This is a genomic window from Nocardioides endophyticus, from assembly GCF_039543845.1.
In the GTDB taxonomy this organism is placed as follows: Bacteria; Actinomycetota; Actinomycetes; order Propionibacteriales; family Nocardioidaceae; genus Nocardioides; species Nocardioides endophyticus.
Map to the genome: position 1 here is coordinate 1 of NZ_BAABKN010000010.1, position 16,423 is coordinate 16,423.

Annotated in this window: 11 protein-coding genes and 1 pseudogene; 5 read left to right on the forward strand and 7 right to left on the reverse strand. The window is 64.2% G+C overall.

The genetic code is table 11. The features are described 5' to 3' along the window. Both ABEA33_RS08400 and ABEA33_RS08405 read left to right on the forward strand, forming a co-directional pair. Positions 1-735, forward strand: a 735-nt coding sequence (locus tag ABEA33_RS08400; protein ID WP_345526306.1) for a TetR/AcrR family transcriptional regulator, incomplete at its 5' end; no start/stop codon positions are given. Next, positions 665-2,173, forward strand: coding sequence for a class I adenylate-forming enzyme family protein (locus ABEA33_RS08405; protein WP_345526307.1), 1,509 nt, complete (start codon positions 665-667; stop codon positions 2,171-2,173). The genes ABEA33_RS08400 and ABEA33_RS08405, both read left to right, overlap by 71 nt. A gap of 95 nt (positions 2,174-2,268) precedes the next feature. Here the strand turns inward: ABEA33_RS08405 and ABEA33_RS08410 are convergent. Together ABEA33_RS08410 and ABEA33_RS08415 are read right to left on the reverse strand one after the other, a co-directional pair. Further along, positions 2,269-2,994 (reverse strand): annotated as a pseudogene (locus tag ABEA33_RS08410) (IS1634 family transposase); the annotation flags it as partial. 556 nt (positions 2,995-3,550) lie between these two features. Beyond that, positions 3,551-4,897, reverse strand: a complete 1,347-nt coding sequence (locus ABEA33_RS08415; RefSeq protein ID WP_345526308.1) for a dihydroorotase — start codon at positions 4,895-4,897, stop codon at positions 3,551-3,553. Positions 4,898-5,088: 191 nt separating this feature from the next. Here ABEA33_RS08415 and ABEA33_RS08420 point away from each other — a divergent pair, with 191 nt between their 5' ends. After that, the gene (locus tag ABEA33_RS08420; RefSeq protein ID WP_345526309.1) at positions 5,089-6,111 is read left to right on the forward strand and encodes an asparaginase; all 1,023 of its coding nucleotides are present in this window, start codon (positions 5,089-5,091) and stop codon (positions 6,109-6,111) included. Positions 6,112-6,133: 22 nt separating this feature from the next. Next, positions 6,134-6,799, forward strand: coding sequence for a GntR family transcriptional regulator (locus ABEA33_RS08425; RefSeq protein ID WP_345526310.1), 666 nt, complete (start codon positions 6,134-6,136; stop codon positions 6,797-6,799). A 976-nt stretch (positions 6,800-7,775) separates the two neighbouring features. On the opposite strand, the gene ABEA33_RS08430 is transcribed toward ABEA33_RS08425, so the two are convergent. The 3 genes from ABEA33_RS08430 to ABEA33_RS08440 form a co-directional block, all read right to left on the reverse strand. Further along, entirely contained in the window at positions 7,776-9,011 is a 1,236-nt protein-coding gene (locus ABEA33_RS08430) for a DegT/DnrJ/EryC1/StrS family aminotransferase (RefSeq protein WP_345526311.1), read from the reverse strand. A 67-nt stretch (positions 9,012-9,078) separates the two neighbouring features. Then, positions 9,079-9,771, reverse strand: coding sequence for a hypothetical protein (locus ABEA33_RS08435; protein ID WP_345526312.1), 693 nt, complete (start codon positions 9,769-9,771; stop codon positions 9,079-9,081). A 301-nt stretch (positions 9,772-10,072) separates the two neighbouring features. Continuing rightward, the gene (locus ABEA33_RS08440) at positions 10,073-11,209 is read right to left on the reverse strand and encodes a hypothetical protein (protein WP_345526313.1); all 1,137 of its coding nucleotides are present in this window, start codon (positions 11,207-11,209) and stop codon (positions 10,073-10,075) included. A 571-nt stretch (positions 11,210-11,780) separates the two neighbouring features. Here ABEA33_RS08440 and ABEA33_RS08445 point away from each other — a divergent pair. Further along, positions 11,781-13,577 (forward strand): right-handed parallel beta-helix repeat-containing protein, encoded by a 1,797-nt coding sequence (locus tag ABEA33_RS08445; RefSeq protein WP_345526314.1) that lies wholly within the window; start codon positions 11,781-11,783, stop codon positions 13,575-13,577. 453 nt (positions 13,578-14,030) lie between these two features. Here the strand turns inward: ABEA33_RS08445 and ABEA33_RS08450 are convergent, their stop codons facing one another. Next, positions 14,031-15,026, reverse strand: a complete 996-nt coding sequence (locus tag ABEA33_RS08450; protein ID WP_345526315.1) for a polysaccharide deacetylase family protein — start codon at positions 15,024-15,026, stop codon at positions 14,031-14,033. Positions 15,027-16,027: 1,001 nt separating this feature from the next. After that, a partial coding sequence (locus ABEA33_RS08455) for an AMP-binding enzyme (RefSeq protein ID WP_425577373.1) occupies positions 16,028-16,423 on the reverse strand: 396 nt, incomplete at its 5' end.

Below are 16,423 nucleotides of genomic sequence, written 5' to 3' on the forward strand. Positions count from 1 at the left end.
GCCTCGGGTTCGGGTGTCGCAGACGTTGGGCGTCGTGGTGATTGGCGTGCCTTCGAGGACGCTCCGCTCGACGTGCCTCTGCAGGCGGCTCTCGACGCGTTCATGGAGATCGGTTATCACGGCGCGACGATGCGAGACATCGCCCGGCGGGCGGGCCTGTCGGTGCCGGGCATCTACCACCATTATGCGAGCAAGCAGGACATGCTCGAGACGATTCTCGACGCGTCGATGGACGACTTGATCTGGCGGTACGAGGCCGCGATCACCGAGGCGCCGGACACCTACAGCCGCTTCACCAATGCCGTGGAGTGCATGGTCTTGTTCCACACGTGGCGTCGTGATTGGAGCTTTCTCGGCCGCAGTGAGCAGCGCAGTCTCGAGGGTGAGGCCGCGGTGCGTGCCCACGAGCGACGCATCGCCACCGAACGGTCCTTGATCGGGATCGTCGAGGACGGTCGCACCGAGGGGATCTTCGCCACGAAGCAGGCCCGGGTCTCCGGCCGTGCCGTGATCATGATGTGCGTCGGGACCGTCTACTGGTTCCGCTCAGACGGACAGGACCGCCCCGAAGAGATCGCCCGTCAGTACGTCGACCTAGCACTGCGCATGGTCGAACACACCAACACCATTCCTACAACCGAAGCACCAACGAAAGGTAAGGGGCATGAACCTTTGGAGCGCATTTCGTCGGTCGATCATCCATCACGGCGATCGGCCGGCGGTCAGCACTACTGAGCGAACCTGGACCTACCAAGAGCTAGGAGACGCCGCCTCTCACGTATCGACACTCCTCGGGAGGGCGGGAGTGGGCGCCGGCGACCGCGTGGTCTTGCTACTGGACAACGACCTTGGCTACCTCGCGGCTGACATCGCCGTCATCAGCCACGGCGCGGTCAAGACTCCTCTGAACATGATGATGTCCGCACCGGAGGTGCTGCGCGCTCTGAAGTTCGTCGAGCCCACGGCGATCATTCTCGACGCGATAGGAAGGCAACGGTGCCCCGAGATCCCGGCAGGTGTCGCGGTCATTGAGCTGTCCGCTGGCTGGACGAACGAGGTCACTCCCAGCGCCCTGCCGCCGGAGTCGAACGTGACCGCGGCCGAGCCAGCAGGAATTTTCCTGTCCGGCGGAACGACCGGGCTTCCCAAGGGCATCGTCCATTCGCAGGACACGATCCTCCACAACCTCTGGGCTCACCTCATCGACGCGGGCATCGACTCTGATTCGAAGCTGTTGCTCATGACACCGCTGCCTCACTCCGCGGGCCTCTTCGCCGCCAGCGCCCTTCTGGCCGGCGCACACGTCCACATCGAGTCCGGCTTCGACGCCCAGCGATGGATCTCCCTGGTCGAAGAGCACGACATCACCTGGTCCTACGGCGTACCGACCATGATCAGGAGGATCTTGGACCTCGCTGATGTCTCGGGTTGGTCTCCGTCGAGCATGCGCACGTTCCAGTACGGCTCCGCGCCCATGTCCCCTGGCCTTCTGCGCCGCGCCCTGAACACCTTCGGGCCCACGCTCCAACAGTTGTACGCGCAGACCGAATGCCCGCAGTACGCCACCCTGCTCCGCAAGTCCGATCATGTGGCTGCGCTTGATCGACCGGATCTCCTCTCTTCGGCAGGTCGCGCATCAACGATGTGTGAGGTGTCCATCCGCGACGACCAGGGACAACCCGTACCGGCTGGGGAAGTCGGTGAAGTTTGCTTGCGAAGCCCCTACGTCATGACCAGCTACTGGAAAGATCCCGGAGCATTCGCCGACCGCTTCTACGGAGACTGGCTCAGGACTGGCGATGTCGGCAGCATGGATAGTCAGGGATACCTCTTCCTTTTCGACCGGCTGAGCGACATGGTGATCAGCGGTGGCATGAACGTGTTCAGCATCGAGGTCGAAGCGGCGCTGTCGCTGCACCCCTCCGTCGCCCAGGCCGCCGTGATCGGCTTGCCAGACGAAGAGTGGGGCGAGCGAGTCCATGCCATCGTTGTCCCTCGAGATCACACGGCCGACCTGGATCTCGAAGGCCACTGTCGAGAGCACCTAGCCGCCTACAAGCGTCCGAAGACCTACGAGGTGGTTGAGGCACTACCACTCACGACGTACGGCAAGGTCGACAAGAAGGCACTTCGCCAGCCCTACTGGCCCGACACCGCTCGTCGAATTCACTGATCCACGCGCATGCGACGCTGCCGGACGCCCGCGCAGGTACCGCTCGGGGCCGTATCGTCGACTTCTTCTCACCTGACTCGTGCCACCGGGGTGTGTCATTGAGTGCTGATCCCGAGTGCGTCGAGGATCGCCTCGGCGACCGGCGTGATCGGGTCCTCGGCGACCTGTTCGTGGCCGGCGATGCGGACGGTCATCTGCTGGATCGGTCGCAGGGCTCGGACGATCTTCTTGATGCGCAGCCCAGTGACGTTCTGGAGGTAGCGGGCGATCGCGAGGGCTGCGAACACGATGGTGAGGTGGGCTCGATCGCCTCGCGGGTGTGGTGGAGCATCGGCCGGGCGACCAGGTCGGTCTTCGACATCGTGAAGGACTTGCTCGACATGCCACAGGTCGTGGTAGCTCGCGATCACCTCGCCCGCTGGCATCAGGCCGGCTTCGATGTTGGTGACGTAGCCCTTGGCCCCACGAGTTGGCATGCACGGCTTGGGTCCCGGACGGGCTCGGCTCGGCGGTTCGGGTCGGCAGTTCGGGTCACTGGTCTTCACCGCTGTGCCTCGTTGGTCGCGTGGGGTGATGGTGTCGATGACCTGGCCGTCGGTGAAGGCGGTACCGTGCCAGCGGAAGTGAGACTCCAGGTCCTTCGGTGCCTTGGTGACCCGGGAGCCGACGTGAACCGCAGCCCGGATCGCGATGATCGTCAAGGTCTCGGCCTTGTTGCCCTCGAAGCAGCCGATCTCGAGTGGGAACCCATGTCGGTCGACCAGCAGGCCGACCACAACCTGCGCGTCGACGCCGCGTTCCTTGCTGTAGCCAACCCTTGCGAAGCTCGTCTTCATCACCGATGCAGTCGGACCCCAGCCGTGCGTACGCCTCGGTCAGGACCCTGCCACAACAGGGCTGAGCGCTTGCTCGTCATGAGGCCGGGCCGTTGCGGCACGCCCTCATCTTCAAGTCCCGCAACCGCGAGGTCGAGAGTCTCCTACCCCTCATGCAGACGCCGGCGTGCCGCGGCCATGAGCACCGCCAACTCGGCGTCGGTGCGGGCCGTGCTCACACGCTTGACCACGACGTCGCGCCCGCCATGACGCTCAGCGATCTGAACCCTCGTGCTGCCCGACCGCCCCGGGGACCTCCGCACGAACACCACCAGCCCGACCCTACCGAGCCCCGGGGCGTGTCAATCCGCGAAGACGCAACACGCTCACCTGCAAAAAACGACGCAATGACCGATCCGCGGTCAAGTGGCACGAGTCAGGTCGTCGACGTCTTCTCAACTCGTGTCGCACGTGCAGACACCTGGTCAAACAGGTACGACGTCGTCCTCCCGAGAATCAGATCTCCCGGGAGGACGACGAGCACCGAAGCGCGGGACGCCGCTCAGGCGCCTCCGCCTGTGACGAAGGCGCCTGCTCGCTCGGCGACCGGCAGGCCGCCCTCCGCGATCAGAGACCCCCGGAGGAAGGTCTTCACTACCTTCCCGCTGACCGTGCGACCGTCGAAGGGCGTCCATCGGGCCTTCGAGAGCACGTCCTCGTTGCGCAACGTTCGAGTCGCTGTCGGGTCTACGAGCACGATGTCGGCGTCGGACCCGCTGGCGAGGCGACCCTTCTGCGGCCACAATCCGTAGGTCTTGGCAGGCACCTCGCTGTACACGCGGACCACGTCCTCGTAGGAAAGGTGCCCCCGCGCAGCGGCGTCAAGGAGGATTGCGAAGGTGCTGTCGAGGCCCGGCAGGCCGAAGTGCGCCGACCACATATCGCCATCAGCTTTCTGCTCCAGGGTCGAAGGGGCATGGTCGCTTGACATGTGGGTCAATGTGCCGGCACGCAGCAGCTTCCACATCTGCGCTTCGTCGTCATCGATACGAGCACGTGCGGGCGGAGTGAACTTTCGCAGCGCACCATGCTCATGCACGTCGTCCTCGCGCAGGAGGAAGTACTGCGGGCATGCTTCAGCGGCGAGGCGAGCACCGTGACTACGCTCAGCTTCGATGTACCGCGCGACCTCCTGATTGCTCACGTGCGCCACGGTGGCGCGCGCGCCCGTGCGTCGAACCAGGAGCGCAGCGACAGCCGCGGCGACCAACTCGGCGTCCCGGTTGCGCCATTCGGTGAGAAGGCCGAAGTCGGAACGCCCTTCGTTTCGCAGAACGGCCTCGGCCGCCTCTGTCAGCGATTCATCCTCGCAATGCAGCAGGCTGACCGCATCGACCAGCGCCGAGGCTGAGAGATGACTCCGAAGCGCTGCCGCAGAGTGCCCGGGCACCCCGTGAGTGGTGCAGGTGAAGACCTTGAAGAACGCGACGCCGGCAGCCCAAAGGTCAGGTACGTGCGCCTCCTGTCCGGGCCATGCGTGGGCGGCGAGACCGAAGTCCACATGCGAGCGCCCATTCAGATGCTCGATCTTGCCTCGAAGATCGGCGACCGTCCGCACAGGGTGCGAGTGCGTGTGCTCGACAATCGTCGTGACACCCGATACAGCAGCTGCAGCCGACCCGGACGGGAAGTCCTCGCGAGAAGTGTCGCCCGGATCCATCAGGTGCACATGCGTGTCCACCCCGCCAGGCATGACCAGCAAACCCGAGGCATCCAGCACGGATGACGCAGCAGCCGACAGGTCTCCGATCACGGCGATCTTGCCGTCGCGTATGCCGAGGTCGGCCCGCTGCCGCCCCCGAGGACTGACGATGGTTCCTCCAGCAACGATCAGGTCTAGCTCCGTCATCATCTGCTCCTTCAAGCTCCGGGTCGCGCTGGCGTAGCGCCTGACTCTGACATTCGCGGCCGCTCGGTTGTCCGACTGCTTCGCCGAGGTGCGACGGGCCAGGCGAATTCTTACATATATAATGCATCCTGTATGTTCCGAGTCATTCAGCGTGCACCGGCACGCTCGGTACTCTGCGACGGGAGAGCCAAGTGGTTCGCGAGATTGTTGCCATCGCCTCGCTAGGCGGCACGATCACCATGACGGCCAGCCCTCAAGGCTCCACCGGCGTGCGCCCGACCTTGAACGCTCTCGATCTGATCGAGGCCGTTCCCGAGATCTCGAGACACGTCGACGTGTCAGCCGAGACCTTGGCGACCATCCCCGGCGCTTCACTCTCGGTGGCCGACCTCTTGCGTGCGCTCGCCTGGGCGGAGGAAGCCGTTGCAGCGGGCGCCGTGGGGGTGGTTCTGATCCAAGGAACCGACACGATCGAGGAGTCGGCGTACCTTCTTGACCTCTACTGGCGTCATGAGGCGCCCCTGGTCGTGACCGGGGCAATGCGCTCAGCTCAGACCGCTGGCGCCGATGGTCCGGCGAATGTACTCGCAGCCGTTCAGGTCGCCGCGTGCTTCCAGTCGCGCAGCCGCGGCGTACTCGTGGTCATGAACGATCAGATCCACGCGTCCTCACGAGTCCGCAAGGGCCGCTCGAGTGGGCCTGACGCCTTCTGGTCACCGTCATTCGGGCCCTTGGGATACGTCGTCGAGTCTCAAGCGGTGTTCGGAGGGACCATCAGCCGGCCGCAGGCACTTGCAGTTCCACCCTCCGATGCGCTGGCGCCTGTCGCGATCGTCGAGACCTACCTCGGGGACGATGGTGCTCTGCTCGATCTCGCCGCCGCTGCAAACTTCGAAGGCATCGTGCTCGATGCGTTCGGAGTCGGGCATGTCGCACAAGACGTCGCGGAGACGGTCTCGAAGGTGGTCGCAAAGTCGACGCCGGTCGTCCTGACAACGCGGACGGGGTCTGGCCCCACATTCACCTCCACGTATGGGTTCATTGGATCTGAGACCGACCTCAACCGCCGCGGAGCCATACCGGCCGGATGGTTGGACGCGCGCAAGTCACGAATCCTCCTCGCCGCCATGCTGTCGGTAGGATCGGACATCGACGAAATCAGTGCAGAGTTCCAACGACGAGGAACGCTCACAGCCGCAGCCCCGACGGACTAGGCCGACACCGAAGCGAGGACGCATGTCGCTGAGCCAGCTCCCCAGCGGCTCCGGTCGAAACCGCACGACTCACAGCTATGTGCTGAATACCCTGCGCAACGCGATATTGGATGGCACGCTCGCCGGAGGCACACGGCTGCTGCAGGCTGAGATCGCCGAGCAGTTCAATGTGAGCATCACACCCGTGCGCGAGGCTCTGCGCGTACTCGCCGGTGAGGATCTGGTCGAACTCGATCCACATCGGGGCGCTCGGGTGCGTCGACTCGACCTGACTGAGGTCCAGGAACTCTATGAGCTTCGTATTTCCCTCGAACCGCTCATGGTTCGACGAATGATCGCGGCACTCTCGGACGACACTCTGGACGCTGCCGAGAACCTCGTCGAGCAGATGCGCGCGACGTCGGACGTCGTGGCTTGGTCCGAACAAAATCGACAGTTCCACGCCATGCTGGCGGAGCCGGAGAGAGCTAGCCGTCTTTCGATACTCTTGACCGGGCTCCGCGACAGCGCAGCGCCCTACGTTCGCCTCTCCTTGGCCGCAAGCTACGCCCGCAGACGCGAGTCGGACGACGAACATTCGCAACTCGTCGGGCACTTCCGCGCTCGCGACACCGAGGCGGCAATTGCGCTAACCGTCCAACACCTTCGGTCCACACTTCGCACCATCGAAGACAACCACACGACCTGAGCAGCACGACTTCTGAATCTGCGTTCCGCCGACCGACGCAAGTGTTACGTCGAGCGGCCGGAGAGCGTGGCACCTCGATGCACGCGTCAGCGAACGAGCTGACGGCATCCACTGTCGATTGCCACCTCGGATCACGGAACAGCTCGCCTTGGCGCGCGAGCTCGGTCAGCGTTTGCACCACCCGCCTGCCCGCCGTCGGTGATCCGACGACGCGAAGGACGCCCTCGGACAGGTCGTGGTCTCGAGCCGCCGCGAGCGGATGCACGAATTCGATCGCCAACACTCCCCTGGCGGCCGCTCGTCGTTCCTCGTACGCAGCGCGCCGGCAGGTCTGAGAGCACCACTTCGGTGGTCGGCCTCGACCCGACTTCCTCAATGGCGCTCCGCACCGCGGGCACGTGTCTTCGTCGCCCTCCGGCGAGGACCGCACCCGGCGCGCCGGGTCGAGCCTCGCCCGCCAAGTGCTCCCGGATCTTGCGGGCAGTGTGCGGGCAGCGGCCTTCTGGAGGACCCTTAAATGGCCTGCCCTGAGACGCTGCGTAACTGTCAGACGTTGGAGCGGAACAAAAGTTGGGTGCTACTGACGCTGGCGGAGAAGGACGAAAAGTGCCTCTGGCCTGCGGAAACGCAGTTATCGATCGTTGGCAGTTGTCGACTGTTTCGCGACGTTTTGGGGTGTTTTGCGGACAATGTGCGGGCAGAGGCCGTCTCGTCTCGGCTTCCTCGAAACTATCGCGATCCTGGCTCCGCTAGAGGGCAGTCGGCGACAGATTTGCAGTCCGTACGGGCGAGGCGCCTGACCTGGATAGACGCCATGCGCCCGGCCACCGAGCGACTGCCGTTGCTCAACACTGTTCGACGATCTTGGGGGTTGACCTGCGCGAGCGAGGTTCGTGCGCGAACGTCAGGTCACGTCGTAGAGGGAGCGCGCTGAGCTCGCTTCACCCGAGCTCAGCGCAGAACCGGTCCCTCGAAGTCAACCAGCCTCCCCGAGCGACTCCGCCACAGCCTCCACGACCTCGGACATCCGTCGAGGCTCGGCAAGAAGCAGGCTGTGTGGGAGCCAGACCGCCTCTCGACAGATCCGTTCAGTCCCAGCAAGGCGGAGGTCGTGATAGTTCTGGCGCTCCTTGGCGTTATGCCATCCGACGGCTTCTTTGCTGAATCGGTACTCTGCGAATATCGGCTGCCGATACAACGCAATCGGGTACCCCCCGGTGGCAGGAATCCCTCGCGCCTGAAGCCGCTGGATCAACTCGTCGCGGGAAATGGCGCTGTCACTCGGTTCAACGCGGAAGACATAGAGGTGGTGCGCGTGAGCTGTGTGGCGAGAATCGCGAGCCTGAGGCACAAGGCCCGGCATGGACGACAGCTCCACGTCGAGGGTACGAGCGTTCACCTCGCGGCGTTCGAACTGCTCGGGCAGACGCTCCACGGCGCCGAGGAGAAGCGCAGCTTGAAACGCGGTCATCCGGTGGTTGCCGCCCAAGAGATGATGTTCGTACCACGCCCCTTCGGGGACCCTTCCACAGTTCCTGAGCGAACTCGCCCGAGCGGCCAGAGCCGGATCGTTTGTAGTGAGGGCTCCGCCCTCGCCTGCCGTTACGTTCTTCGATGATTGGAACGACCAGGAGCCGAACGCTCCATACGTTCCAACCTTGCGCCCCCGCCACTCCGCGCCATGGGCGTGAGCGGCGTCCTCGATGAGCGAAACGCCGTGTTGCCGGCAGATGCGCTGAATCTCGTCGAGGTCGACCGCGAGTCCAGCAAAGTGCACGACGATGACGGCTCTAGTGCGCGGCGTTATGAGTTTCTCTACGTGCCGAGGATCGAGATTCAGCGTGGCTGGGTCAACGTCAGCGAAGACCGGAATGGCTTGCGCCGTGAGGACGGCGGTCGCAGTCGCATAGAAGGTGTACGCCGGCACGATGACCTCGTCGCCGTGACCGACGCCCAGCGCTTGAAGCGCAATTGAGAGACTTACAGTCCCATTCGAGCACGAGATGGCGTGGCGCGCGTCGACGTACTTGGCCCAAGCCGCCTCGAAGCTGACCACGGCCGGGGCAAAGGCACCCCCCCACTCGTTCGACTCGAGAACGGAGGCTACTGCGGCCACGTCGTCGGCAGTGTGCTGGGGCCAGGTCGGCCACGCTTCGCCAGGTATCGGATCGGACAGCGGACGGTCTGATGGTGCCAGCAACGCAGTCTCCATTTAGGGCGGGCCGGATTGGTAATTACGCTCGGTCATAATGAAGGGTACCCGCTGACGCCTCCCTCGCCTACCCCCGACCGACCGCCTTCCTGTACCGCCGGATGAAGGACGCAGTGTCGAACTGGACCGGCTCCTGCTCCGACAAGTCGACCGAGCTGCCGCGCTGTGCGGATCGTTGCGCGGCCGCGATCATTCGCTCCGGGAGCAACAGGTCATGGATGGTCCACCGCGGGGATCCGTCAGCCAGGAGGTACGGAAGCGCCTGCTCGAGGTGGTCACGCGTCAGCGTTGACAGGTCGATGTCGACCGGGGTGAACTCGCCTGGGCTAGCTCGAGTCTCAAGCCAGGCGTCATACCCGCCAGGGCCGCCTGGATGGACCTCCACTCGCGCTCGTACCCCCTCGGACCAGAATGCGTCGAAGACGAGTGCGCCGACCTCACCCCTGATGGCCGAGACACGCTCAACTCCTGTCCCCAGGCACGCCAAGGCGAGGGCAGCAGCGTGAACGCCATAGTCGACGACGTCGCCATGGACGGCGAACCGCCCTCCTCTCGCGTCGGTTGCCGCCGGACGGTGAATCCACTGAAGGGCAGAACCGCCGCTGATGCGTGCACCAGCGGCGACTAGCCCTTCGTAGATCTGCCAGTCCCCATGCCCGCCGCCTAGCGGCTTGTCCACGAAGACGGCCGCTCCCGCCTCAGCGAGGGTCCGGGCGGCTGGCGCCTTCACCGTCCAATCAGCTGAGTTGACGAAGACCAAGTCGCACATTGAACCCAGCCGAGCGAGTGACGAGGTTACGGAGGAGATGCCGTGCTGGGCGGCGAACGTTGCCCCAGCTTCGGGCCCATGAATCAACCCCGGGTCGTAAACGGCTACGAGATCGCATCCCCACCCCCGCAGAAGCCCCGCGTAGGCCGTGGGGTGTGAGGTGTCAATCCCTGCGAAGCCGACGCGCGTTCCAGCCAATACCGATGAAGCCACGGGGCCAAAGATCCCACACCCCAGACGGCGCATCTAGATCGCGGCGCTGCGGCCACCGGACGCGCCCGGCGGGCAGCGCCTACCCCAGCTTTTCTTCGAGCAGTTGGTAAGGGATCGGCGGACGCCCTGCTCTGTCGGCAGGATCGGGCGGCAGTGGCCATGCGTACCCAGCCTCTACAAGGGACCGCAGCGCACGGCGCGCGGAGCGCAATGAAACGTTCATGAGTTCGGAGACCCGCTGGGCATCGACAACTCGTCCGACCTCGTTGGCGGCTCTCAGCGCTTCGACCAGCTCACGGAGTAGAGCCTTGGAAGGGTCCTCATCACCTCGGTCGTGCGACACGTCGCGAGATTCCGCTGATGTCGGCAGGAGTGCCACCTCGCCCGTTGGCCACACCAGGGCCGCAGCGAAGCCACGGCTCCGCCCTGAACGCGCCACCGCGGTCATCGCGTGGGCTTCAGCCTCAGCCACGGTGTCAGCGAGACCGATGCCTACTTGTACTCTCAACCCTGTCGCATCTCGAATGACGTTCACGAATGGGGCGCGGCTCAGGTCGTCGCTGAGCCGCTTCAACGAACCTAGGGTGAGGAAGACGAAAAAGCTCAACTCGTCACGGACCACCACCACAGAACCCGCTTCCTGTGCCACCTCCAGCAATGCACGGTGGACGGCGATCCGCATGCCTTGCCGCTCGTATGCGGACAGAGCAGTCGCGTGCTCAGCGCCTGCGCTGGAGGGGAGTCTGACGATGGCGAGCACCAGCCGTGACTCCTCGGCTGCGGAGCCTGCACCAAGCAAGTGCGCGGTGTTCAGGGCCTGTGAGATTGTCTGCTGACTCGGGGACATCAGCACGTGCGGCACCTTGCGCCGCCGCAGCTCGGCCGCGACCGAAGGTATGCTCGTGATCGCTCCGCCCTGCCCGGTGGCCTCGCCTGCAGCGTGGAACTCCAAGAACTGGTCGGAGCCCAGGTTCGACGCGTAGTCGAGGACGCGAACTGCGTCGTGGCGCAGCCCAACCGCATCGAACACCTCTTCCACGTCCTGCCGACTCGCCGAGTCGATCGAGAGCAGTTCAGGGTCGATCCCCAGCTCTCGCGCCTTGAGGATCGCCGTCGGCAACGCCCAACCACTGACTGGCACGAAGGTGGCCGGCGTCTGGATGGCGCCCGCTTGGACCGCAAGATCGAACGGCAGTGGGCCAGCGAAGAGGAGCACGTCGACCTTTGACGCGATCCTGCGAGTAGCGGCCGGAGCGTCGGTCTCTCGATCGTAAACGCTTGGAAGCAGACGCTGCCTTCCAGCGTCCTGCGAGCGGCACAACTCCAGCACACGACCTACGAATGGGCGGGCGCCAACGATGCCGATCGTGACCTGAGTCGATGAGTTCAGACCCCTCGGGCTCATGGCGTCTCGGGACACGGGATCACCGCCTGCCGATCGAACCCATGGCACCAGCGTAGTCGTCGGATGCGCCTGGCCCGGCGCCACCGTCCTACTTCGCAGCGATACCCAGTCCAACCATTGCCATGTTGCATGTTACATGGCACTCTCCTCAGAACGAGCGAGAGGCCCGGAAGAATGGTTGTCGAAGCCGTGTCACCGTCCGCCGATCGGCGGATGGGCAGCCCCGGGGCCCTGCCCCGAGCGACGACGTCGCCGGCGGCCGAACACCGCGCAGCGCGAACGCTCCGACGTTCGACCGACCGACCTGAGGCAGATGCACGGTCAGCGTTGATGGAAGTCCCGGCAAACTCGCCCAAACCCATGGAATGGAACGGAGCCACACATGTCTCGAACCGTTAACGTTGGACGGCGCAAGGTGCTCGGCGTCGCGGGCGCAGGAGTGCTGGGCGCCAGCGCACTTGTGATGGGATCGGCGGCTCCTGCCTCGGCAGCCACCGCAGAAACGTGGCTCGACAGCCTGACGGGGTCAGGTGACGAAGCGAGTGTATTTCAAGCCGCCATCGACGCACTGGGGCCTAATGGTGGCGTCATCAGGGTCCCTGCTGGAACGTATTACATCGGGACCACGCTGGCCTTGGGTTCCAATGTCTGCCTGGTCGGGGCGGGCATCACGGCCACTGTGCTACGCGACCATGCCAATCTCGGGAACAACAAGATGATGACGGCAATCGGATCAAGTGGCACCCGGCTCCGGAATATTGCAATCCGAGATCTCACTATTCGCAACGGGACGGCGGGCGTGGGAACCCCCACGATCGGCCGCGACGCCCTCCGCGTCGAATATGTGGACGGCATCACTCTGGAACGGGTCAGAGTCACCGAGATCCAGGGCCTGTACGGCGTCAGCTATGTCGGCAGCACCGGAATCGTAATTCGTGACTGCGAGTTCTATCGGTGCGCACATACAATGGTCGCGGTGCTGATCGAAAATGACGGCGTCACGGTCTCCGGGAGTACTTTCGACACGGTCACGAACACTGTGACAACCAACACCTACACCTTCATGACTGGCGCCGAGCTCAACAATACAGGCTCGTTCTTCGTGCGCAACCTGCTGATTGAGAACAACGTCTTCTTGAACAACCCACGATGGGAAGGGGTTGACTGCCATGGCGGCGAGAATATTGTCATTCGAAATAATGTCATTAAGAACTGCAAAGTCGGTGTGGCCCTGCAGCACGCGCATGGATACCTCGCCGATCAGTCACAAGAAGTTCTACGCAACGTGCTAGTGGCCGACAACATCATCGAACAGGGAAACGGGGACAACGGACAAGCCGGAATCTCCGTGGTCGGCAACGTGCAGAGACTGAGCGAGAACATTCGGATCATCGGCAACAACATTACGGGGTTCACTGGTCAAGATGCCTGCCCTGGGTCGATCACACTCTACTGCGTTCAGCATGTTTGGATTGAACAGAATCAAGTTTGGGATCACGGCGTCTACGGGGTCTGCTTCTGGCATTCCGTATTCGGCGCAACCATCCGTTCCAATTACTTTTTCGGCGCCAATTCGACCGCTGCGGCGAATGCAACCAGCGCGGCGATCGGCGTAACAAACGGCGGTACCTTCGGAGTCCTGGTCGAAGACAATACGGTCGACGCGACAGCAGTCAACAAGACCGTCAACTATTTCCTTCGCGCATTCAACCAGTATGAGAGCTGGCAGATCCGCAACAACCGGATCCTCAACGTCAAGCAGACCAATCCCTATTACAACTCATCTCTCCTGCCCGTCGAACGCACCGCGATTCCGACCGCCAGCCTCGTCCAGCGGTACGGCGACCTGGTCTACAACACCAGCGGCAGCGCAGGCTGGGTGGCCACAGCGCCCAAGAGGGGCTACGGCTCGTTGGACACCACGACCGTCGTGGTGAAGGCAACGATTGCCTCGGGGAGTGACCAGATGGCGATCGTCGCGGGCGGTGCCTCGGACTTCCGGGCGGTCCCGCCGGGCATGAACATCACCGTCGCGGGCGCCGGACCGTCCGGTGGACTACTCAGCGCGCGGGTGCTCGAATGGAACGCCCCTGGCACCGTCACCCTTGACGTCAGCGCATCGACGTCGGTCACGGCTGCGAACGTGAAGTACCAGGGCCTGACCTTGGCTGCCGTCTAGGCGAGGCAGCCAGGAACGTTGCAAGTTCGGGCACGGTTCTTTCAACGGGAACCACCGGATCGGGCTTGGCTTGCCCAAGGGTCCACCCAAACTCGACGTTCGCGTGTTTCCCTGAGCAGCTGACCACGCAGCGCACGCCGGTGAGACGCTCGCTCAGTCCCGGACGGTCAAAGTCCACATCAGACCGTACGGCGCCGGTTGCCTCCGACAGCCCAGCGCTCTGCGGATCGCTACGGCTCGACGTCACCGGTGCGCCACGCCACGCCCCTCCGGCACGACCTCGATCGGTAGCTCGACGGTCTCGTGACCGTGGAACCCAGAAGAGCTGTTGCCTGGCGGACGCCGTGCGCTGTCTCAGACTGCCGCAGGACCAAGCTCAAGCCGGAGGGGCGGGCAGTTCCGTTCTTTCACTCGGGTGTCACCCAGCCCGGAAGAAGGCACCAGGCCATCGCCTTACTCGGCCGCGCCTACCTCGAATCGGATGGTCACGCCATCGATCGGAACATCGCACGTCGTGAGCCAATGGTCGATCCCGTGCCGCACGACTCTCGATACCGACAGCCGACGTCTGGTCTTGGTATCTACCGCGACCAGGTTGGCCTCGTCCTGCGCCACCGTCAACAATCCCAGGCCGAGAACCTCTACTGGGCTGGTGAGCGTGATCAGTGAGACGCCAGAACCGCCCGCGCGCCGCTGAACAGACACCTGGCGCCGGCTCCGCTCCCACGTGTTGATCTCGCGAGCCGTCCACCACTCCATACCACGGCGTCGGGCATCGTCAGCCGTCCGCGCTACGGTGGCCGCCACTGCCGGGTGGTCCTCCATGTTCGCGCCGTGGTACAGGAAGTGAGCGACTCCGTGAACAGCGACCACGCCGTCGAGGATCGGCTCCCGCACACTCTCATCGGCGAAATAGCCGAGGTCCTGAGTGTGGAAGGGAAGCTCTAGGACGTTCGCGAGAGCATTTCCGTGGTCCAGGCCGAGCATGGGCCGTGACGGGTGGGCGCTGCCGAACGGAAACCCCACTGTGCCCTGCTTCGACGGCCCCCGTGACTGATCGAGCTCGATCCCCAGCGCGTCGCACCACTCATAGAACTCTGCCCACCCCTCCCAGCGGGTGTAGTGGTTCTTGTTACTGATGACGTGCTCGCCAGTGATCTCTCGAACCCACGCCAGCTGGAATGCGAGGTGGTCGATTCCCCAGCGGTCATGGGGAGTGTCCTCCATCGCGTTGTAATGGAAAGCCTGCTCGTGACCGGCTGCGGCAATGGCCGCCACCGTAGCCGCCGAGTATCCCCCCGGATGGCAGTGGCACCAGGTCACCCGGACACCGGCCTCGGAGAAGGCCTTGAGTGCCAATTCGGCTTGGCTGTCAATATTGCGGTCGGAATCATGCGACATGTGGGCGATCGCGCTCAAGCCATTCGGCCAGTAGTCGAGCCAGTCCAAGGTTGTTCTTGATGCACCGCAGGCCCGTGCAATCGCCGCGAGGACCTCTGCGCGCCAGTGGTCCGCCTCCGGTTCGACGAACATCGGGCTCGGGCCGGGGGGCGGATAGGTGTGCGCGTACGTTCCGACGGACTCAGACCCGTCAGGCAGTCGGCGCCTGTCGTACTCCAGTGTCAGAGAGTCGTCCGCCCGCAGAACCGTGTCGCGTTTCGGTACGCTTCCGTCTGGCGCCGGGTCCGCTGGTCTGGAGACCGGTCGGCCCTGCTGGATACGGAGAATCGACTGCCAGGGGTCAGCCCCCCAGATTTCGATGCGGCCAGCTCCCAACGAGGTAGCCGCCGCACCAGGGCGTCCGTCAGACAAGGACGCCACGACTTCGCTAGACGACGACACCCCGCGGAGTGCGGCCCCGCCGAAGGCGCTCACCTCGCGCCCGGATCGCCGGAACCGTACTTCACCAAGGCCGGCTCGCACAGGCTCGACGTCAATTCCCGTCGCCCGTGCCGTCGAGCGCCCGACGCCGAAGCTCACGGCTGCACTGCCCTGCCTCACCCAGTCGAGGATTCGCTCTTCGACCGCCTCTGAGATTGTCGGCGCGGGTATGAGGACCACCGAGGGTCGAGAGGTCGCGTCCACCACCTCTTCTGGGATCAGGACTTGGTACGCCAGCCCTAGGTGGTCGAGGACCTCTCGTGCATAAAGCCACCAAGCGTGGTCCTCAGGCTCAGAGACACTTACGGGAGTCGCCATCACCACTGCGATCACTGTCATCGGCTCATCCATCGTGCACCTTCCTTGCAGCCTTGACGGCATAGTGAACTTCGTTCGTCTGGGTCGTGCATCGCGGAGCCCACCATTCGATCGGCCACGCAAGAAGCCGGCGGTGTTGTTGGGAACAAGGTCGCTAGCAGGAGATTGGACAAGCCGAGGTCTTCGGTTCAGGTGCGGGCCGTGACGGGCCAGATGAACCTCCCACACGTCGCGTCCCCCATGCGGACATTTCAATGCGTGCTGGATTGCTGTCGGACGTCGGTCTCAGGGGTAGCAGCTCGGTGGGCTTGGTCCTCGGTGGAGGTGGCATGGCCGGCCGAGATCAGGTCCATGACGGTGGAGTCGGCGAGGGTGGTGACGTCGCCGACCTCGCGGTGCTCGGCGACGTCGCGCAGCAGGCGGCGCATGATCTTGCCGGAGCGGGTCTTGGGGAGCTCGGCGACGATCATGATCTGGCGTGGTTTGGCGATGGCGCCGATCTCCTTGCGGACGTGGTTGCGTAGCTCCTCGACGATGTCGCTGTGCTCATCATTGGCGCCGTCGGCCAATGCGCTCTCGCGCAGGATCACGAACGCGCAGACCGCCTGGCCGGTGTCCTCGTCCTTGGCGCCGACGACCGCGGCCTC